We start from the raw sequence: 20,351 nt of genomic DNA, 5'->3' as shown, positions 1-20,351 counted from the left end.
TGGGCGGCGGCCACGACCCGCTCACCAACCGGGTGAGCGGGATGGCCCTGCGGCGTCCGCGGTGGCGTCGTAGCGCTTCGGTCCGTACCCGCGATGAGAGTCCACAAAAGAGAGGAACCCCAGCCGACGTACGGCTGAGGCTCCTCGGGGCGGCGAGTACCGGTCAGCAGGTGAAGTTGCCCACGCCGTGGACCGCTCGTCTACGCGTCGGCACACCGCACCGCATCGCGGCCACCGTGGATCAGGCGGCTCAGCGCTGCAGGGTGAGGAGACCCGGCCGCCACGGCAGTTGGTCGTAGGGGCCGCTCGCGGTAGGGGACTTGCCCTGGTAGAGGAACTGCAGGTTGCAGGGGTCGATGGTCATGGTCTGGTCGGGGTTGTTGCGGACCAGGTCACCGTGGCTGATGTCGTTGGTCCAGGTGGCGCCGCTGTTGGCCCTGCCCGCGAAGGGGTTGCTCTCGCCGGCGGCCTGCGGAGTCCACGAACCGCTCAGGCTGGAGGCCGTGAACGAGCGGAAGTAGCGCTGCTCGTTCGCACCCCGAGCCTCGACGATCATGAGGTACTGGTTCTGGCCCTGGACCTTGTAGACCTGCGGCGCCTCGAACAGGTTCTTCACCGAGTCGCTCATGACCGTCGTGTACGACGAGCCGAAGTTACCGGGGAAGTTCCCGATCGGCATGCTCGCCCGGTAGATCTTGCCGTTGTCACCGGCGAAGAACAGGTACATGTTCTGGCCGTCACCGATCAGGGTCTGGTCGATCGGGGCGGAGCCGGGGATGCTGCCGGTGAACAGCGCCTGAGGCGCTGACCAGCCGTTGGGGTTGGTGGGGTCGCTGGAGGTGCGGTAGACGAAGGGCGAGGCGCCCCACTGGGACGCCAGCACCCAGATCTTCTTGGGCGCGAAGTAGAACAGCGTGGGCGCCACCGCGGACTGGCTCATCCCGGTCTGTCCGACCGACGCCATGTCCGACCAGTTCGTGAAGGGCGCGAACGCCATCGAGCCGTACCCCGACCCCGACACGTTCGACGCGTAGACCAGGTGCCTGCCGTTGTAGACCACGTCGGTGAAGTCCTTCACCGAGACCCACCCGTTCGCCGACTGCGCCAACGCACCCGTCGACGTCCACCGGTACGTGGACGGAAGAGAACACGTACTGCCCGTGCCGGTCAGGCCGGTCCACTTCTGGTTGCCGGCACCGTTGCACGTCCGGATCTGCAGGGACGTTCCGTCGGTCTGGCCGGCGCCCGGCACATCGAGACACCGGCCGGAACCAACACCGCGTAAACCACCGCTGTTGGCCGCCTGAGCCGGACCGGCGACGAGCATCGCCGCCAACGAGACCAGGGCCGCGGCCACGGCGGCGAGCACCACAGACAGATGTGTGCGGCGGGAACTACGTCTGCGCATGGGGACCTCGTATTCCTTGAGTGAGCGGGTTTCCGGTCGGCCCCGTCGCAGGCTGTGCGGACCTCGACGCGACGCGACCGTGTTCGATATACCGAACATAGGTCGAAGTATCGAGCAAAATGGATGATAGGGATTCGGTGAACAGCGTCAATACCTCTCGCATGATTCGCGAGCCGCAGCATTCGCAGGCTGAATCCAGGCGGCTTCATGTTCCGCGTTGTGCAGGCTTTTGGCGTGAGGGGCAGGTAGCAGTGCAGGAACGGGGCTGGGGCTCCGAGCGAGGCGGGCAACTGGCAGGCCGGTGCTTCGACTTCGGCGGTCTGCAGCGCGGTGAACGTCGGAGGCCGGCCGACCCGACCGCCTGAGGTCGGCCATGGCGGAGCGCCATCGTCGCCCGCCGGCCAGCCCGGTGCGGGGACTTGTGGCCGTAGGTCAGCCATCTTCTTGAGCCGGTGACACTCGGCAGCGGCCAGTTCCAGGGCACGGCGGAGCACACGAGCACGGGCAATGGCCGATCCCTCGCAGTTCTTGAAGAAAGTGCCCATACCGCGGGCAAGCGCGCGTGCCGCCACGTTGTGCTGACTCCTCGCGTGCCATGCTGACCTTTCGCTGACGCCCGAGGGTCTGCGATACCTCTGACCTGGAAAGAACCGCCAATCACGTGATATATGGCGGGAGTTCGGTTCGCAGGTGGTTCGCGATCTGCCAGCCGACGATCACGCGGGAGTACACATCCAGGGCGAAGGCGACGTATGCCCATCCCGACCAGAGCCTCACGTAGGTCGTGTCGGCCACCCACAGCCGGTCGGGCCGGTCGCAGTGAAGTCGCGGTCGGCCAGTTCCGGCGGCCGGGGCGCCGACGGCTCCCGGACCGTGGTCCGACGCCGCTACCCGCGGATGACACCCCTCCAGGCGCCAGCTCGGCCAACAGCCGCTCGACGGTGCAGCAGGCCACGTCGATGCCCTTCCACACGAGCGCGCGGGGAGATCCGGCGGACGCCGTAGGTGTCGCCCGATTCCGCGTGGATCACGGGGACATCGCCCTTCTACGCCGCCCGCACCCCGACCTGACGGCCTTCGAGGACTGGCTGCACCACACCGGCTGGACGGGATGACCACCCACACGTCGAGACCGAACACGGCACGCACGACACAGCCCGTCACTCCGGACCGTGACCGACACCGGCGCGAGATCCGGCCGACCTGGCGTGACGCGCGCGCCGCAGTTCTCCGTTTCCGGCGTCGGGTAGATTCAGGGTGGACGGCGCGGGTGGCAGTGGTCGTCGGAACGACGCCGGGTGGCATCGACACACTGGCGACCCAACGCCGAAAGTTCCTCAGCACCGGGTACGACCCTCTCCCCGATGGCTCTGTCCACCGTCCTGCCCAACAACGCCGTTCGCATCACTGCACACGCAGGGGGCTGTCTCCGGTGAGGCTCGGTGATACGACGCAGACGAGCACGCCCGGGTCAGCCAGGACCGATCCGTCGGGCAGAAGGTGTACATCGAGCCAAGTCCGTTACAAGCATTGACCATGACGACCGGACCACGGCGGTGCCGGACGACGAGGACGTGCGACGTGCCGCCGATGTACTCAACTCGGGCGGGAAGACGGCGGTTTTGATCGGCCAGGGCGCGCGCGGCGCGCGAACGGAGGTCACGGAGGTCGCCTAGCGGCTCGGCGCCGGGGTCGCCAAGGCCCTGCTGGGCAAGGACGCCCTGGACGACGACCTGCCACGTCACCGGCGCGATCGGGCTGCTGGGCACCCGGCCGTCGTACGAGATGATGCGCGACTGCGACACACTGCTCGTGATCGGTTCGTCCTTCCCCTACACGCAGTTCCTGCCGGAGTTCGGCCAGGCACGGGCCGTGCAGATCGACATCGACCCGCACATGGTCGGGCTGCGCTACCCGTTCGAGGTCAACCTCGTCGGCGACGCCGCACGCACGCTGCGCAGGCTGCTGCCGCTGCTGGAGCAGACCGAGGACCGGGCGTGGCAGAAGACGATCGAGGACAACGTGGCACGCTGGTGGCAGGTGATGGAGCGGCGGGCCGCCGTCGAGGCCGACCCCGTCAACCCGGAGTACGTCACCCACGCGCTGAGCGGACTGCTCCCGGACGACGTCATCCTGTCCTCCGACTCGGGCTCGGCGGCCAACTGGTACGCCCAGCACCTGAGGCTGCGCGGCGCGATGCGCGGTTCGCTGTCGGGGACGCTGGCCACCATGGGGCCCGGCGTGCCGTACGCCATCGGCGCGAAGTTCGCGCACGGCGACCGGCCGGCGATCGCCCTGGTCGGTGAGGGGGCGATGCAGATGAACGGCATGGCCGAGCTGGTCACCGTCGCCAAGTACTGGCGGGACTGGGCCGATCCGCGACTGATCATTGCCGTCTTCAACAACCGGGACCTCAACCAGGTGACCTGGGAGATGCGCGCGACGGAGGGCGCCCCGCAGTTCCTGCCCTCGCAGTCGATCCCCGACGTCGGGTACGCCGATTTCGCCCGCTCGCTCGGTCTGGCCGGCATGCGGATCGATAAGCCCGACGGTGTGACGGGTGCCTGGGAGGCCGCCCTCGCGGCGGACCGCCCCTGTGTGCTCGATTGCGTGACCGACCCCGCCGTACCACCGATCCCGCCGGGCGCCACGCTCGACCAGATCGCAGCAGCCGCGGCATCCGTCCTCAAGGGCGACAGCGACCGGGCCGCCATGATCCGGCAGGGCTTCAGGGCCAAGGTTCAGGAGTTCCTGCCTGGAGGCCACCGGTGACGGTCGCCCGGCCGGTGGAACGCCTGGCCAGCGAGGTCTACGCCGTCCCCACCGAAACGCCCGAGGCGGATGGCACCTTCGCCTGGGACAGCACCACCCTGGTCCTGGCCACCGTCCGCTGTGGGACGGTCACCGGCCTCGGCTACACGTACGCCCCGCCCGCCGCGGCCCGTGTCGTCGACGGCCTGCTCGCGGACGTCGTCACCGGCGTCTCCGTGCTCGACGTGCCCCGGGCGACCGAGGCCATGGCCCGCGCCGTACGCAACGCGGGTCTGCCCGGTGTCGCGGCCCAGGCCCTCTCCGCCGTCGACATCGCCCTGTGGGACGCCAAGGCACGTGTGCTCGGCCTTCCTCTGGTCCAGCTTCTCGGAGCGGCCCGCGACGAAGTGCCCGTCTACGGCAGCGGCGGCTTCACCGCCTACGACGACAGCCGTCTGGAGCGGCAGTTGCGCGGCTGGGTAAAGACGGAGGGCATACCGCGCGTCAAGATCAAGATCGGGGAGTCGTGGGGCCGATGCGAGGACCGGGACCTACGCCGCGTCACCCAGGCGCGCGCCACCGTGGGGCCCAAGACCGGGCTGTACGTGGACGCCAACGGCGGCTACGGCATGAAGCAGGCGGTCCGTGTGGCCGCGGGCCTCGCCGACGAAGGAGTCGTGTGGTTCGAGGAACCTGTCTCCTCCGACCATCCCGATGCCCTGGCCGCCATCCGCGCCCAGGTCACGCCCGACGTCACGGCCGGAGAGTACGGCTACACGCTGTCGTACTTCCGGCACATGCTCGCCGCCCGCGCCGTCGACTGCCTCCAGGCCGACGTCACGCGGTGCGGTGGCATCACGGTATGGCTACGCGTCGCCGCTCTGGCCCAGAGCCACGGCCTGGAGATCTCGGGCCACTGCGCCCCGCACGCCCACGTGCACGCTGCGGCCACGGTGCCCAATCTGCGTCATCTGGAATGGTTCCACGACCACGTCAGGATCGAGCGGCTGCTCTTCGACGGCACCTTGGACGCCGAGGGCGGCTCCCTCGGCGTCGGCCAGGCACAGGCACCCGGCCTGGGCCTGAGCATCGCCGGCGAGCGAGCAGCCCCCTACCGAACCGGTTGAAGGGACGCGTACGCCTTTCCACGAAAAGGAGTAATTCACACAGACCGGGAACACGGAAAACATCGGATTATCCGGAAGGAGGTGGCTCGATGTCCACCGGCACACTTCTGGCGATCGTCATTCCCGTCGCGGTGGTCGTCGTGCTGATCGCCGTGGGCCTGGCTCTCTTCATGCGGCACCGGGCCCTGCGGGAGCGCTACGGCCCCGAGTACGAACGGACGGTCGACGCCGCCGACAGCAGGCTCGCCGCCGAGCGCGAGCTCAGCGCGCGCGAGAAGCGACACGACAAACTCGACATCAAGCCCCTGCCCGACCGTCTCCGCGAGCGCTACACACGGGACTGGGACCACGTGCAGCACGAGTTCGTGGACCGCCCGGAGGACGCCGTGCACGACGCGGACCGACTGGTGACCTCCGTCATGCAGGAACGCGGCTACCCCACCGAAGGCTACGACCAGCAGCTCAAGGACCTTTCCGTGGAACACAGCCGCACCCTCGAGCACTACAGGGCCGCCCACGAGATCGACACGCTCAGCGAGGGCCACAAGGCCACCACCGAACAGCTGCGCAGCGCCATGGTCCACTACCGAGCACTGTTCGACGAACTTCTCTCCGACGGCGGCCAGACCCGCCACGTCCCGGCGTGACATCCCGGCAGCCGGGACCGATGGACACGGAGCAGTTATGCAACACGACGACACACCGCACACCACCGACAGCGGACTGTCCACCGAAGACCTCGCACAACCCCGCGAGACCGACGCAGCCCCGAGCACCGCCCCAACTCCCCCGGTCTACCCGGGCGAGGGCGAGGATGCCAAAGGGGCGGACGCGTCCGACGACACCACGTTCCGCGAGACGAAAGACCCCGCGACCGCCGATGCGGCGAAAGCACGGACCGGGGACGCGGACGAGATGCCGCAATTGTTGACGGCCGAGGACGCGGACGACTTCCGCAATCGCTGGGAGAAGATCCAGACCACGTTCGTCGACGATCCCCCTGACGCGGTGCAAGCCGCGGACAGCCTGGTCGCCAACCTCATGCAGACGCTCGCCACGACGTTCGACGAGCACAAGAAGACGCTCGAAGAACAGTGGAGCCGGGGCGGGCAGGCCGACACCGAAGCCCTGCGTATGGCCCTGCGGCACTACCGCTCTTTCTTCAACCGCCTGCTCACCACCTGAGAAACTCACCAGCCGGAGAGAAAGAAGCGCGCCATGATCGCACTCGGCGTGATCCTGCTCATCGTCGGATTCGTCCTGCACATCGGCATCCTGTGGACGATCGGAATCATCCTGCTCGTCGTCGGCGCCATCCTGTTCCTTCTCGGGTCCGTCGGCCACGCCATCGGCGGCCGACGCCACTACTGGTAGGCACGCCCGGTTCCACGAGGCGCGCCGCTCGCCGAGGCCGATGGCGGCACGAGCAGTCCCGTCGGTGGGTGCCTCCATGCCGCCCACCGACGGGACCACGTCTGCCACAGCCGACATCCGGGTGATATCCGATGCCGTGGGTACCCGCGTCCGCACACGATGCTCCATCGCGGTGATGCTCGGCCCGCGGGGTCGCTCTCCCCGGCGTGCGCAGGGCATGGCATGGCGGTGGCGGCGCGCGGTACACGTTGCTGGTCCACGACGGCTGTGGGTGAGGAGGGGTGATGCGCAAGGCACCGGCGGCACTCGGCGAGGTACTGGCCTGGTGGGCGGTGCTGGTCGTCGTCAACGTCCTGTTCATCAGCACCGTCTCGCCCCTCGAACTCGTCGTCGTCGCGGGCGGATCGCTGATCGCGGCGGTCGCCGCACGGGCCGTCCACACGGCGTCCGGTGCCCGGCTGGGCGGCACCCGGCGATGGGGGGCGGCCGCGCTCGCGTGGCCCGGCGCGGTTCTCACCGACCTGAGCAGACTGTGCCGGGCCACCGCGCATGCCCTCGGCGGCCGTTCCTCGCAAGGGAGCCTGAAGATGATGACGCTTTCCCCCGGAACGGGTGCCGCGTGGGCCTGCGCTCTGCTGTCGTCCACCCCCGGCGCGTACGTCGTCGACGTACACGCACGCGAACCACGGAGGACGGGGAGAGCCTCGCAGACAGCCGTCGCGCACTTTCTCTCCGATGGCCGTACGAGCCTGGAGGATGTGCTCACCGAAGGGATGCGCCGGTGAACGCCTGGCTGCTGGCGATCGCAGTCCTGCTGGCCCTGGGCATGCCCCCGTGCGTCTGGGCCGCCGGCCGGGACTCGGCGGTCGAGAGGCTCGCGGGTCCCAGCCTGGCGACCTCCGTCGTCACCGCCGTCCTGCTGCTGACGGCTCAGGGGTTCGGCCGTAGTTCCTTCGCCGCCCTCATCCTCCTGTTCGAGGCGGGCATGGTCGGCTTCGCGCTGACCGGTGACCTGTTCGACGCGTTCGTCTTCTTCGAGCTGATGGGCGCGGTCGCCTACGCCCTGACGGGCTATCGCATCGAAGACCACACGGCCGGTGCAGGGTTCCCTGGTCTTCGGTGTCGTCAACTCTCTGGGCGCATACTGCCCGTTGCTCGGCATCGGGCTGGTCTACGCCCGCACCGGTGAGCTCGGTCTCGCGCAGATCGATGTGCAACTCGCCCGGCACCGCCCCGATGTCCTGCTGTCCGCGGCCTTCGTGCTGATCGTCACCGGGCTGCTGGTCAAGGCGGCGGTGGTGCCCCTGCACTTCTGGCTTCCGGACGCCCATTCCGTCGCGCCGACCCCCGTGTGCATGCTGCTTTCCGGCGTCATGGTGGAACTCGGCGTCTACGGCACCGCACGCGTCTACTGGGTCGTCTTCTCCGGACCGCACGGCATCACGCACGCGCACCTGCGCGCCGTGTTCGTGGCCGCCGGGGTGCTGACGGCACTGATGGGGGCCGTGATGTGCTGGCAGCAGCGCCACCTCAAGCGGCTGCTCGCCTTCTCCACCGTCGGGCACGTCGGCCTCTTCCTCGTCGGCACGGCACTGCTCACCCCCGCCGCGACGGCCGGCACCGCCCTGTACGTCGCCGCCCACGCAGGGGTCAAGGCGGCGCTGTTCGCCACGACCGCTGTCCTGCTGGACCGGTACGGCTCCGTCGACGAGCACGGGCTGTACCGGCGCGGCCGCGATCTGCCGTTCGTCGGCGCTGTTCGCCGTGGGCGGTCTCGGCCTCGCCGGTCTGCCACCGTTCGGGACAGCCCTCGGCAAGGCTGTCGCCGAGCATGCCGGTGAGGACGAATTCCCTTGGCTGCCCGCGGTGTTCGGGCTGGTCTCGGCGCTCACCGGCGGAGCCGTGCTGCGCGCCGCCGGCCGGATCTTCGCCGGCGCCGGGCCCCGGCCGCGCGACCGGTACGCCGGTACGGAGACCACCGGCGGCGGTGAGGAACCGGAGATCCGCGATCCGCAACGCCGGGTTCCCGTCCCCATGTGCCTTGTCGCCCAGGAGGCGCCCCGACCGTCGCCCAAGGCCGGCCGGGTCGTCCGGCCACGGGCGGGATGCCGTCGACGAGGTCGAGGGATTGGGTGATGTCGTTGACTTGACGGCGGTCGTGATGACGTGCTGCGTGGTGTCCTTGCCGTCGCAGATCAACCGGTGCTTGCTGTCCGCCTTCCGCCGGTCGGCCGGTGACGGACCGGTCGCGGCTCCTCTCTTTCGCGCGCACGTGGGAGTCGTCCGCGCACGCGCGGGTCGTTGGCGGTGCGCGCCCCGAAGGCGCGATCTCCTTCGGGGCGCGCGGCAGGGGTTCCGGTTCAGGCGTTGTAGCCACCGTGGGCGTCCAGCACCGCGCCCGTGACGTACGACGCGGCGGGGCTCGCCAGAAAGGCGATCGCCGCGGCGATTTCTTCGGGGTGACCCATGCGTTGCAGAGACAGCGAGCCGACCAGGGCCTTGAGGGTCTCGGGGTCCGGCCCTTCCATGCCGCCCTCCATCAGTCCGGCCTCCACGACGTTGGCCGTGATGTTGCGGGGCCCGAGGTCCCGTGCGACCCCCATGGTGTACCTCTCGATGCCTGACTTGGTCGCCGAGTAGTCGGCAAGGCCTGGGGCACCGACCCTGGAGCCCAGTCCGGAACTCACGGTGATGATGCGGCCGCCCGCGCGCAGCACTCGGGAGGCGGCTCGGATGACGGCGATCACGCCGAGGTAGTTGGTGGCGTGCATCCGGTCCAGTGCGGCGGTGTCTGCGTCCGGGTCGTCCACCGTGCGGCCCTGCTCCACCGAGATCGCCGCGTTGTTGACGAGGATGTCCAGGCCGCCGAAGTGCGCGACCACGTCGTTGATCAGCGCCGACGCCCGACTCATGTCCGCCTGGTCGGACTTGAAGGCGACGGCCTTCGCTCCCTTGCCGTGCACCTCGTCGACGACAGCCTGCGCCTGCTTCTCGGAGCTGACATAGGTGAAGGCGACGTCGGCGCCTTGCTCGGCGAGCAGCCGTACGGTCGCGGCCCCCAGTCCGCGCGACCCCCCGGTGACCAGGGCGACCTTGCCCGTGAGTGGCTTGCTCATTCTTCTCACCTCGTTGATTGACCCTTCCCGGCAGTCGCAACACTAATTGTTACGACAGCTTGTTACAACCTTAGTTGTTACGACTGTGTTGTCGTAACATAAAGCGTTGCGGCAGAGAGGAAGGGTTCATGAGCGCCAACAGCAGGTTGACCATTGCCGCCCACGCGCTGACCTGGATCGGTCTCTACCAGCGCCAGGGCCATGAGGTCGCCACCTCCGAGCAGATCGCGACCAGCGCGAACACCAACCCCGTGGTGATCAGGCGGCTGCTCGGCGAGCTGCGCAAGGCCGGGCTCGTGGAGTCCCGGCGGGGCGTGGGCGCGGGCTGGTCGCTGGCGCGCGAGCTGGGGTCGATGACCCTGCTCGACGTGTACGAGGCAGTGGAACCCGGCCCGCTGTTCGCGATGCACCGCACCACCCCGGACCAGGGATGTGTGGTGGGTTACGGCATCCAGCCGGCGATGCAGGGCATCTACGAGGGCATCGAGGAGACCCTGAGACACGAACTGGCCCGCGTCACGCTCGAGAACGTACTCCGGGACGTACTCGCGGCGCCTCGCTAGCCTCCCCGTTACGCCCTGACATCACCAAGAGTCCTACGAGCTCATAACTTGATCTTGTTGAAGTGCCCTGGTCCGGCGTGACCGATGAGACGATCCCGCTGTTCGGGAGGATGTGAGCACTCGGCCGTGGATCGTGGACGACGACTTGTGGGCGCTGATCGAGCCACTGCTGCCGCCCTGGCCGGAGAAGTCGCCGGGCCCACGGCCAGTGGCGGACCGACTGTGTCTGCAGGGCATCCTGTACGTCCTGCACAACGACATAGCCCGGCAAAACTGGGCCTGCTGCACGATCGGGTGAGCTCTCGGCGGTCGAAGGACTCACCCGGCTCGGATCATCTCGCAGCTGAGAAACCGCTGATCCACAGGTACTGACGATTGCTCCCCGCTGCCACGCCGGTCCGCACGGATCCGCACCGCCTCGGTCAGGGCCCGCTCGGTACCGCCCTTGCCGAGCCCGGGGACTCGCCCAGCCCACCACCGTGCCGGCCTGACCCCGGCCGTCAGCATCTTCGACCAGGACCAGCATCTCGCTGCGCGAGTCCGCGTCAATCGCCGCGAAGGCGCACTCGTACGCCTCCGTGACCGTGGCCATCGCCGGATCCACCACTGTCCTCGTCTGGGAGCAGCGCAAGCACCGCGGGAAGATCGGCGCGGCTCGCGAGACGCAACGTCACAGTACGCACGGGCTCGGCGGCAGCACCCATGACACCGAAGCTAACCGGACCCTCAGCCCACCGCCCCCGACTCGCGATCACGACCGGAGACAGGCCCCAGCTAGACCCCGCCTGCTCGCGGGGCGCAGTGTCAGGGCGTCGTTCCTCCCGTGCCGAGTCACTGATCGATATTTCACATATCGCCTGATAATGGGCATGCGGAGTATGTGGTGGGTTCGACACCAGCGAGGAGCGAGATGGACACCTCGAGCGGTCTTGGCGGTGGCGGATCGTTGTCGTTCAGCGGCGTGGCCGCCGTTGTGGTCGACGGAGACGGGGTCGTGCTGCGATGGTCACGTACTGCTGCGGAGTTGCTCGACCGTACGGCGGCGGAGGTGTGCGGCATGCCGGTCGCTCAGCTGGTCGAAGCAGTGCACCGGCGTCCTGACCCGTCCGGCGGCGGCAGGGTTCCTGTGACCGGGCAGGCAGTGCTCCGGCACCGCTCCGGTCGGCCGGTCGACGTCGCCTACGACGCGTTGCGGCTGGACGGTTCCTCCGAGGTCCTGGTCCTGGCCGCACCCGTTCAGTTCGCGAGCGACTGGGCACAGGACACGGCCTTCATGAGCGCATTCCTCGCCCAGGACCGGATCGGGATCACCCTTCACGACACCGACCTGAGCATCACGCGAACCAACCTTGCACCGGGCACACTCGGTGCGGAGGGCGCGACGGTCGGTGGCCGGCTGTGCGAGATCGTATCCCCCGAGGACGCCGATGACGCCGAGGCCGCGCTGCGCCGAGTGCTGGACACCGGCGAGCCGCTGATCGACCGAGAGCTGCGGGTGCGTTCGCGACGGGGGCTCGGCCGGCAGCGCGCGCTGTCCCTTTCCGCCTTCCGCCTGGAAGACGACAAGGGCCGTTCCACCGGTGTCGCCGCGGTCTTCACCGACACCGCCGCGCGCGGGCGCCGCCAGGATCTGCGCCACGAGGCATCGGCCCGGATCGGCGGCTCCCTCGATGTCCTGCGCACAGCCCAGGACCTGGTGGACGTTCTCGTCCCGGCTTTCGGGGACCTTGCCTGGGCGAGCCTCGCCGAGCCCGTGCTCGACGGAGACGAGCCCCCGAAGCTGTCCGGCGCGGGATCATGGCACATGCGCAGGGTCGCCGCAGCCTCGGCGGGCCCCTGGCCCACCGGGTTCGGACCGCCGGGCGTCGCGGATCCGCCGATGCCGGACCTGCCCGTCCTGCGCCGGGTCCAGCGCGGTGAGACCGTCCTCGTCCCCGACCGGGCGAGCGCGCTGGCCATGGCCGAGGACCACTCGGAACTCGTCCCGCTCCTCATCCCCGAACACGGGCATTCGGCTGTCTCCGCACCCCTGTTCGCCCGCGGCCTCGTGCTCGGAGCGGTCGCCGTCTGGCGCACCGGGCACCCGGAGGCATTCGACCAGGCGGACGCGGATCTCCTCACGGAGATCGCCTCCCGCGCCGCGCTGAGCGTGGACAACGCCCGCCGCTACACCCGCGAGCACCGCGCCGCCATGGCCCTGCAACAACGCCTGCTCCCACGCGCCACGACGGACCATGCGGCCGCCCAGACCGCGGGTCTGTACCGGCCGGCCGGCGGCGGGGCGGACATCGCAGGAGACTGGTTCGACGTCATTCCTCTGCCTTCTCTGCGGGTCGCCTTCGTCATCGGCGACGTGGTCGGCCACGGGCTGCACGCCTCCGCCACCATGGGCCGGCTCCGTACCGCCGTACAGACCCTCGCCGATCTGGAGATGGAGCCCGACGAACTCCTCACCCACGTCGACGACCTCGTGCAGCAACTCGCCGGTGAGGCGCCCCACGGCCACCAGGAGGCGGTCGGCGCCACGTGCCTGTACGCCGTGTACGACCCGGTCACCTGTCGCTGCGCCCTCGCAAGCGCCGGGCATCTGCCCCCAGTTGTGGTCCAGCCCGACACAGGCGCCCACGCCGTCGAGATCTCCCCCGGCCCTCCCCTCGGCGTCGGTGGCATGCCGTTCGAGGTCACGGAAATCGTTCTGCCCCCAGGGAGCGTTCTTGCTCTATACACCGACGGACTGGTCGAACGTGACCATGACGACCTCGACGCCGGTATCCGGCGGCTGACGACGGACCTCGGTGCTCTGTGCCGCCCCGACCGGCCCCTGGACGACATCGGCCGCGCTCTCCTCGCCGAAGCCGGCGGCGACACCGCACCCCGTGACGACATCGCGCTGCTCGTCGCCCGCACGCGCGTGATCCCGCCGGACAACACCGCGAACTGGGAATTCCCCGCCGACCCCACCATCGTGGCCGACGCCCGCAGAGCGGTCACCCGTCAGCTCTCCGCATGGGGGCTGGAGGACGTCGCGTTCACCACGGAACTCGTGGTCAGCGAACTGGTCACCAACGCCATCCGTTACGGCGGCGCCCCGGTCGGACTACGGCTGATCCGCGACAAGACGCTGGTCTGCGAGGTCTCCGATCCAAGCAACACCCAGCCCCGCCTGCGCCGGGCGAAGACCACCGACGAGGGCGGTCGCGGCCTGTTCCTGGTGGCCCAGCTCGCCGCGCGCTGGGGCTGCCGCTACGGCCGCTCCGGAAAGACCATCTGGGCCGAGCAGCCACTCGCCCCCGCTACCACACCCGCCGGGTTCCCGGAGGCGTAGGCGTGATGGAGGCCCTTGCCGCGTAGGTAATCGATCATGCCCTGTATGCCCTTGTCGGTGGAGGGCCACGGCGTACAGGTCACCGCCGATCCGTGCATCCGCCTCGGCGGCCAAGCCCCATGGCGTGGTCGGCGAAGCGTTCGTAGTAACGGCCGACCCCAGCGTGACGTCGGCGGCCGTTTCCACTCCGTGTTTCCTCGGGTCGTCCATCAGGTGCCGGAAGATCATGCGGTGTAGCTCGTCCATGCGGTCGCCGTCCTGTCTCAGCAGGGAGGTGACACCACGGTTCGCAGGTCGGTAGCGACGGGCTGCTGCCGGGCCGGCAGGGCGATTGCCCGGGTCCTCCAGATCCAGGGCGTGCACGGAAGGCCGTTCCAGGCGGACCATGGAAGCCAAAGCACTCCCTAGGTACGGGGCAGGCCACGGGCCGGCGCGAGCGGAGGCGCCCCTGTGGTCCATCGCATGGAAGGAGCGCCCGTGTGAGCGCAGCCGATGGGCGTCCGGGTGACACCGGCCAGCCGGAGGGGCAATCGTCGCAGCCGAGTGGGCTGATGGATCTTCTCGGCGTTGCTGCGGTGCTGTTGGATGCCGATGGGCGGATCGATTTGTGGAGCCCGGAGGCCGAGGCCCTGTTCGGCTATACCGCTGAGGAGGCACTCGGGCAGTACGCTGCGCCGCTGCTCGTTCACGAGCAGCAATGGGATCTGATGATCAAGCTGTTTGCCGAGGTCATGGGTACCGGGGAGAGGTGGGCCGGGGCGTTCCCGATCCGGCACAAGGACGGCAGCACTCGCTTGGTGGAGTTCCGCAACATGCGGCTGCTGGACAGCCTCGGTGACTTCTACGCCCTTGGTCTGGCCACCGACAGGTCAAAGCTTCGGGAGGTCGAGAGGGACGTCGCCCTGTCCACCCGGCTGATTTCTCAGTCGCCCATCGGGCTGGCGATCCTCGATACCGAATTGCGGTACGTGGCCGTCAACCCCGCTCTGGAGCGAATGCACGGCATTCCCGCGGAAGACCATCTGGGCCGGCACTACCGAGAGATCATGACCGCGGCGAAGTTCGAGGGGCCGGAGGCCGGGATGCGGCAGGTCCTCAAGACCGGGGTCCCGATGGTTGACGAGTACACCATCGTCGGCCACACGCCCACTGACCCGCGCAAACACGCCTGGTCGATCTCGTTGTACCGGCTGGAGGACCCCCGGGGGCGGGTCCTCGGGGTGGCCGACCTGGTGGTGGACGTCACCGACCGTTACCAGGCGGCGACGGAGGCCGCCGAGGCCCGCCGTCGCCTGGCGCTGATCGCCGATGGTTCCGCCCGCATCGGCACCACCTTGGAGGTCGAACAGACCGCCCGAGAGCTGGCCGGCGTCACCGTTCCCGAGCTTGCCGACATGGCGACGGTCGACGTCCTCGACTTCGTCCTCGACGAGCACCGCCCGCCCTCGGGTGACGGCCCCGCGCTCTTCCGCGCCCTCGCGGTGCAGGCCGCCTATGCCACCGAAGCCGTCCAGGCCGCGGACCCGCCCGGCGAGATCGCTGCTTACGACGCCGACCGCCTGCCCACCGAATGCGTACGCACCGGCCGGCCGATCCTGATCTCCCACCTGGATGACACCAACCTGGCCCGCATCGCCCGCGACGACAGCGCCGCCACGCTGCTGGCCCGCGCCGGCGTGCATTCCTACATGCTGCTCCCGCTCACCGCCCGTGGCCAGATCCTCGGCTTCCTGGGGCTGAGCCGGGCCCGCAACCCGCAGCCCTTCAGCGAGGACGACCTCGCCCTCGCCGGTGAGCTGGCCTCCCGCGCCGCCGTGTGCATCGACAACGCCCGCTCACACCAGAGCGTGCGCAACGCCTCCGAAACCCTTCAGCGCAGCCTGCTCCCAGACCACCCGCCCCACCTCCCCGGCCTGGAAGTCGCCTCCCGCTACCGGCCCGCCCAGGCCGCCTACGAGGTCGGCGGCGACTGGTACGACGTCCTCCCACTCGACGGCGACAAAACCGCACTGGTCGTGGGCGACGTCATGGGCAGCGGCATCGACGCCGCCGTCACCATGGGCCGCCTGCGCACCGGCACCAGCGACTTCGCCGACCTCGACCTCGACCCTGCCCAGGTCCTCCAGCACCTCGACAAGATCACCTCAGGGCTTGAGCAGTACATAGCCACCTGCGTCTATGCCGTCTACGACCCTCACCGCGCGGAGTGCCACATCTCCGTAGCCGGCCATCTGCCCCCCGTCCTGGTACGCAGCGGCAAGCGCCCGGAACTGCTCGACCTGCCGACCGGTGCCCCGCTCGGGGTCGGCGGCGTCCCTTTCACGACCACGACCTTTACCGTCGGCTCCGGTGATGGGCTGGTCCTGTACACCGACGGACTCGTCGAAGTCCGTCATCACCCCATCGACGAACGCCTCGACACCCTCCTGCGCCTGCTTGACACACCCGACCTCACCCCGGAGGAAACCTGCGACCGACTTCTTCACGAACTCCGGATTCCCGCTGACCCGGATGATGTCGCCGTCCTCATCGCACGCATGCAACCCTTCGCGTCCGACTCTTGACATACGGCCCGGTCCGGCCGGTCACTCCACTGATCACCGGCGCGGCGGTGCTGGAGACCTGTGACGTTCACCCATGCCCCCCGCTCCCCCACCCGCTCGCACCGGTTGTGGACCTGGTCCTGGACGGCGCGCGAGGATCCGACGCTTGTACTGATGGGGCGTCAGGTGATTCGGGAGGCGGGGCGCGGCGGTCTTCACGCGTTTCAGGGGCGTGCATGCGAACGGGACGATGCTGGCCCAGGAACTCGTGGCCCGTGCCGGCGTCTGCATGACAATGCGGGGCGGTACACGCGGGAAAAGGCGACTGCGCTGGGACCGCAGCGCAGTCTGCTTCCGCAGGAGATGCCGGTGCTCGGTGCCGTGGAGGCGGCGGCGCGCTATGTGCCTGCGCGTGGCCATACGGTGCTGGGCGGCGCCTGGTTCGACGTGATCCCGCTTTCCGGCGCGCGGGTGGCCCTGGTGGCGGGGGATGTCGCCGGGCACGGGCTGCAGGCGGCGGTGGCCATGGGACGGGTGCGCACAGCGGTGCGCACCCTGGCGGATCTCGATCTGTCGGATGCCGGGGCGAGGCGGGATGTGGTCCCGGATGGGCAATGCCTGATGCTGTCTCAGCTGAAATGGTCCGGTTGCGCTCGCCTGTGATTCGGTCTGAGGCGAGCGGGATCGTCGCATTGCCGCGCGACTCGGCGCCGCCCCTGTTGTCGAAGGCGAGGGTCCCGGTGACGCTGTCGCCGTGCAGCGGCGGACGCCCGGCTCGCGCTGGGGCGCTATAGTTTGCTCGCCTCTCGAACGGTGTGGAGGTGGACCAGGACGTCGTAGGCCTCGCCGATGGCGATCTCAGGCGTCTTGTCGTTCGGGTACTGCGTGCCGACGCTGTATACCGGGCGCGAGACGTCCAGCCAACTGTGGGCGGCGGCAGGGGCCTTGCGCAGGTCGGCGTAATAGTCGCGGTACCGGACCTGGTCGAGCGTGTACTCGTTCGTGCCGGAACCGGCCGGGCCGACGGTGAACTTCTTCCACGCGCCGCCGAGCGCCTCGTCCTTGGAGAGGAAGGAGCCCCGGTCGAAGGTGGTGCCGATGGCGAGGTAGTCCGTGCCCAGGGTGTCGCGGAGGAACGAGCCCTGCGTCTTCGGGTACGTCGTGGGATCGGAGGCCGCGTAGCCGACGTGGTCGTTGTGGGCCGACAGCAGGATCCTGCCGCCGGTGCGCCGCTGCCACCATGCCGTGGTCTCGGCCATCACCTGGTCGCGATAGCGCTCCATGGCGGTCAACGATTTCGGGTCGCCGGGGTTGAGGGTCAGGAAGGTGTAGGTCTGGGCGATGTTGCGGGCGTTCTGCGCGGCGAACTCCGCATCCTCACCACCCGCCGATCCCTGATGCTCCACCAGTTCCAAGACCTGCTGTGCCCTGGCCGCATTCTGCTGCCGCTCCGCAAGCGGCCTCTCCAGGTAGGCGATGGCGTCGTCAAGAGGGCGCAGGCCGGAAAGGAGCTCGTTCAGGGGCGCCACGGATTCCGGACGGGTCCGCCGGACATAGTCAGTGACGCTGTCAAAGACGCGCTCGTCGAGCCTGGGCGCGCCGATGTCGTCGCCCAGGAAATGGACCGGGCGGTCGGGGTGCTGGCGGTTGTGATCGCGCATCCAGCGAACGAGGCTCACGAACTCCTCGCGGTCCCAGGGAGATCCAGCCATCACCTCGTGCACGACCTGCCGCGCATCGCGGTCACGGTCACCACGCTGGAGGTAGTCGTCGATCCGCAGTCCCGCCGACCAGCTGATCTCCAGGGCGAAGGTGGTGAATCCCTTCCGCTCGACAAGGTAGCGGAAGACCCGGTCCTTCAGGGCGAAGTACTCGTGCGAGCCGTGCGTGGCCTCGCCCATGCCGACCACCCTGGCGTCGCCGACCATCACCCCCAGGGCCCGCAGATCGGCCGTGCCGGTGCCCGGCTCCGTCGACCGCAGCGGATGGGCAATCCGCTGCAGAGCCCCGACGGGGGGTGACGCGCCGGTCGCCGCGGACGCCGCCGGTGCTGCGTACGCGGTCGCCGCAGGGGCCAGCATCGCGGCCAAGGCAACAGCCACGGCCGCGATCCACTTTCCATTGCCCTTCATGTGACCACTCCTCAACGTGCCTGGTGCCAAGCGCTGCTGAGAAGATCGTCACGCGTGCGGCGGTCCGGGCGCGCTGGGGCCAACCCAACACTTTCCCGGGGGACAACCCCATGACCCGGATTTCGGGATCAGCCGCTCTGGCCCTGCAGGGGCGGGCTGTGCAGTGTTCTGCCCGGGGCATCCTCGTAGAGCGGTGTGCATCGTGAAGTCGCAGGTCACGGGTCTGGTGCGAATGGCGAGTTGAGTACTCGTGCCGGTCGGCGGACGATGACCATGGCGTAGATCACCGGGCAGGTCCGGCTCCGGCGTGATGCCGGGTGCGGCCGCGCCCATCACCGGCCCCCGCCTACGATCCGTCAGCAGGTCGCTGCCCTGGCTGGGGCCTCAGTCGCTATGGGCGACCGGCTCGGGGTCGGCGTCGAGGGCATCGAGCACTGCGTCGCCGTTCGCCCTCGCCCACTCGGTCAGCATGTGGATCGGATCGATCAGCGTCGCCCCGAGCGGGGTGAGCTCGTACTCGACGCGGGGCGGCACCTCGGCGTAGGCGTGGCGGCGAACGAGTCCGTGCGCCTGGAGCCGTCGGAGCGTTTGGGTGAGCATCTTGCGGGAGATGCCGCCGATCAGCTCGATCAGCTCGCCATGGCGCACCGGTCCCTTGCTGAGGCCGTAGAGCACGACCACCGTCCACTTGTCGGCGATGAGCTCGACCGCCAGACGCGCCGGACAGTCGGCGAGAAAGGGATCACCGGGACCGAAACCGCTCATGGCGCCAAAGGTACCTGCTGGTTCCTATCGGAAACCTAGCCTGGGTTCTCACCCCCCTCCAATGCCAGGAGAGTCATGCGAGTCATCACCCAGGAGACGCTCGGCGGTCCCGAGGTGCTCACCATCGTGGACGCGCCCGAGCCCCAACCCCTCCCGACCGAGGTTCTCGTCCGCGTCAAGGCGATCGGGCTGAACCCGCTGGAGGCGCGCCTGCGCGCCGGCGAGTTCCCGCTGATCGGCCCGCCGCCGTTCATCCTCGGCTGGGACATCAGCGGCGTGGTCGATCAGGCGCCGCAGACGTGGCGGTTCAGGCCCGGCGACGAGGTGTTCGGGATGCCGCTGTTCCCGCGGGCGGCGAACGCGTACGCCGAGGTCGTGTCCGTGCCGGCGTTGCACCTGGCACGCAAGCCGGCGTCGCTCTCGCACGTCGAGGCGTCGGCGCTGCCGATCGTCGGACTGACGGCGTGGCAGGGCCTCGTCGACCTCGGCGGCGTGAGGGAGGGCGACCGCATCCTGGTCCACGGCGGTGGCGGCGGGGTCGGCCACGTCGCGATCCAGATCGCGAAAGCGCTCGGCGCGCACGTGATCGCGACCGCCAGCGGGAGCAAGCGAAAGTTCGTCGAGGGGGTCGGCGCCGACGAGGTGATCGACTACACGGCGGTCGACTTCACCGAGGCGGTCCGCGACATCGACGTCGTGCTCGACACGATCGGCGGCGACACCATCGAGCGGTCGCTCGAGGTGCTCCGCCCAGGCGGTCACCTGGTGACGGCGGTCGCCGAGGAGGATGCGGAGCTCATCGCCAAGTACGAGGCGGCCGGCATGCGCTTCAGCGGCATCGCGGTCGACCCCGATCCGGTCGGCCTGCGAGGTCTCGTCGAACTCGTCGAACAGGGCAGGCTCCGGGTCCACGTGCAGGAGACGTTCCCGTTCGAGCGCGTCGCCGACGCCCACCGGCTGCTCGACGCAGGTCACCTCCAGGGCAAGCTCGTCCTCACCGTCTGATCCCATCGTGGAGCCTCGCGTCCCACGCCGGCAACGGCGTCCGCGGACCCAACAGGGGCCACGGCAAACGTGGGCTCGAACGCCGCTGGCCGGGACGTCGTCAACTCCGTCGCCCAGAACATCTTCATGGAGAACGGCGTCGGGCTGCCGCCGGAAGCGTGCGGCCCGGTCACGCAGGTGCAGGCTCCGGCGGGCCTGTGCGACGTGCCGGGAACGGGACTGTTCGTCGGCCGCACCGACGC

15 protein-coding genes and 4 pseudogenes are annotated in these 20,351 nt (G+C 69.2%); 13 read left to right on the top strand and 6 right to left on the bottom strand.

Features of this window, described 5'->3' with window-relative positions:
• Window positions 1-250: 250 nt before the first annotated feature.
• Together ADK64_RS14940 and ADK64_RS48975 are read right to left on the bottom strand one after the other, a co-directional pair.
• Window positions 251-1,408, bottom strand: a complete 1,158-nt coding sequence (locus tag ADK64_RS14940; RefSeq protein ID WP_107092994.1) for a non-reducing end alpha-L-arabinofuranosidase family hydrolase — start codon at window positions 1,406-1,408, stop codon at window positions 251-253.
• A 657-nt stretch (window positions 1,409-2,065) separates the two neighbouring features.
• Window positions 2,066-2,209 carry a DDE-type integrase/transposase/recombinase gene (locus ADK64_RS48975; RefSeq protein WP_420712978.1) on the bottom strand — a complete coding sequence of 48 codons (144 nt, stop codon included), beginning with the start codon at window positions 2,207-2,209 and terminating at the stop codon, window positions 2,066-2,068.
• A 704-nt stretch (window positions 2,210-2,913) separates the two neighbouring features.
• Between ADK64_RS48975 and ADK64_RS14935 the strand changes: the two are divergent.
• From ADK64_RS14935 to ADK64_RS42875, 7 genes and pseudogenes are all read left to right on the top strand, one after another.
• Window positions 2,914-4,180 (top strand): annotated as a pseudogene (locus ADK64_RS14935) (thiamine pyrophosphate-dependent enzyme); the annotation flags it as partial.
• Window positions 4,177-5,286: an enolase C-terminal domain-like protein gene (locus tag ADK64_RS14930; protein WP_053659030.1), complete on the top strand. Its 1,110-nt coding sequence runs from the start codon at window positions 4,177-4,179 to the stop codon at window positions 5,284-5,286. The pseudogene ADK64_RS14935 and the gene ADK64_RS14930, both read left to right, overlap by 4 nt.
• 89 nt (window positions 5,287-5,375) lie before the next feature.
• Complete coding sequence (locus tag ADK64_RS14925) at window positions 5,376-5,933, top strand: hypothetical protein (RefSeq protein ID WP_053659027.1); 558 nt, start codon at window positions 5,376-5,378, stop codon at window positions 5,931-5,933.
• A gap of 37 nt (window positions 5,934-5,970) precedes the next feature.
• Window positions 5,971-6,471 (top strand): hypothetical protein, encoded by a 501-nt coding sequence (locus ADK64_RS44950; protein WP_053659025.1) that lies wholly within the window; start codon window positions 5,971-5,973, stop codon window positions 6,469-6,471.
• A 33-nt stretch (window positions 6,472-6,504) separates the two neighbouring features.
• Window positions 6,505-6,660 carry a DUF6131 family protein gene (locus tag ADK64_RS46640; protein WP_199829614.1) on the top strand — a complete coding sequence of 52 codons (156 nt, stop codon included), beginning with the start codon at window positions 6,505-6,507 and terminating at the stop codon, window positions 6,658-6,660.
• A 284-nt stretch (window positions 6,661-6,944) separates the two neighbouring features.
• Entirely contained in the window at window positions 6,945-7,445 is a 501-nt protein-coding gene (locus ADK64_RS14915; RefSeq protein ID WP_053659023.1) for a hypothetical protein, read from the top strand.
• Window positions 7,446-7,546: 101 nt separating this feature from the next.
• Window positions 7,547-8,709: pseudogene (locus tag ADK64_RS42875) on the top strand (complex I subunit 5 family protein); the annotation flags it as partial.
• 311 nt (window positions 8,710-9,020) lie between these two features.
• Here the strand turns inward: ADK64_RS42875 and ADK64_RS14900 are convergent.
• Complete coding sequence (locus ADK64_RS14900; RefSeq protein ID WP_053659017.1) at window positions 9,021-9,776, bottom strand: SDR family NAD(P)-dependent oxidoreductase; 756 nt, start codon at window positions 9,774-9,776, stop codon at window positions 9,021-9,023.
• A 128-nt stretch (window positions 9,777-9,904) separates the two neighbouring features.
• Here ADK64_RS14900 and ADK64_RS14895 point away from each other — a divergent pair, with 128 nt between their 5' ends.
• The 3 genes and pseudogenes from ADK64_RS14895 to ADK64_RS14885 all read left to right on the top strand — a co-directional run bounded on the left by ADK64_RS14895 (window position 9,905) and on the right by ADK64_RS14885 (window position 13,664).
• Window positions 9,905-10,339 (top strand): Rrf2 family transcriptional regulator, encoded by a 435-nt coding sequence (locus tag ADK64_RS14895; protein WP_053659015.1) that lies wholly within the window; start codon window positions 9,905-9,907, stop codon window positions 10,337-10,339.
• 130 nt (window positions 10,340-10,469) lie between these two features.
• Window positions 10,470-10,589, top strand: a pseudogene (locus ADK64_RS14890) (transposase); the annotation flags it as partial.
• Window positions 10,590-11,396: 807 nt separating this feature from the next.
• Window positions 11,397-13,664, top strand: coding sequence for a SpoIIE family protein phosphatase (locus tag ADK64_RS14885; protein WP_234384575.1), 2,268 nt, complete (start codon window positions 11,397-11,399; stop codon window positions 13,662-13,664).
• 79 nt (window positions 13,665-13,743) lie between these two features.
• Here the strand turns inward: ADK64_RS14885 and ADK64_RS47215 are convergent.
• A pseudogene (locus ADK64_RS47215) lies at window positions 13,744-13,931 on the bottom strand (PhoU domain-containing protein); the annotation flags it as partial.
• Between the two features lie 212 nt (window positions 13,932-14,143).
• On the opposite strand from ADK64_RS47215, the gene ADK64_RS14880 reads away from it, so the two are divergent.
• Window positions 14,144-16,228, top strand: a complete 2,085-nt coding sequence (locus ADK64_RS14880; protein WP_053659013.1) for a SpoIIE family protein phosphatase — start codon at window positions 14,144-14,146, stop codon at window positions 16,226-16,228.
• Window positions 16,229-16,576: 348 nt separating this feature from the next.
• Entirely contained in the window at window positions 16,577-16,870 is a 294-nt protein-coding gene (locus ADK64_RS48970; protein WP_053659011.1) for a SpoIIE family protein phosphatase, read from the top strand.
• 125 nt (window positions 16,871-16,995) lie between these two features.
• Here the strand turns inward: ADK64_RS48970 and ADK64_RS14870 are convergent, their stop codons facing one another.
• Entirely contained in the window at window positions 16,996-18,339 is a 1,344-nt protein-coding gene (locus tag ADK64_RS14870) for an erythromycin esterase family protein (RefSeq protein ID WP_053659009.1), read from the bottom strand.
• A gap of 384 nt (window positions 18,340-18,723) precedes the next feature.
• Window positions 18,724-19,104, bottom strand: coding sequence for a winged helix-turn-helix transcriptional regulator (locus ADK64_RS14865; protein ID WP_053659008.1), 381 nt, complete (start codon window positions 19,102-19,104; stop codon window positions 18,724-18,726).
• 75 nt (window positions 19,105-19,179) lie between these two features.
• Between ADK64_RS14865 and ADK64_RS14860 the strand changes: the two genes are divergently transcribed.
• Window positions 19,180-20,109 carry an NADP-dependent oxidoreductase gene (locus ADK64_RS14860; protein WP_053659006.1) on the top strand — a complete coding sequence of 310 codons (930 nt, stop codon included), beginning with the start codon at window positions 19,180-19,182 and terminating at the stop codon, window positions 20,107-20,109.
• Window positions 20,110-20,351: the final 242 nt, after the last annotated feature.

Origin of the sequence: Streptomyces sp. MMG1121, assembly GCF_001280015.1 — a bacterium.
GTDB lineage: Bacteria > Actinomycetota > Actinomycetes > Streptomycetales > Streptomycetaceae > Streptomyces.
The sequence above is the reverse complement of the archived record's forward strand: the minus strand, read 5'-3'. Positions and strand labels throughout refer to the sequence as shown.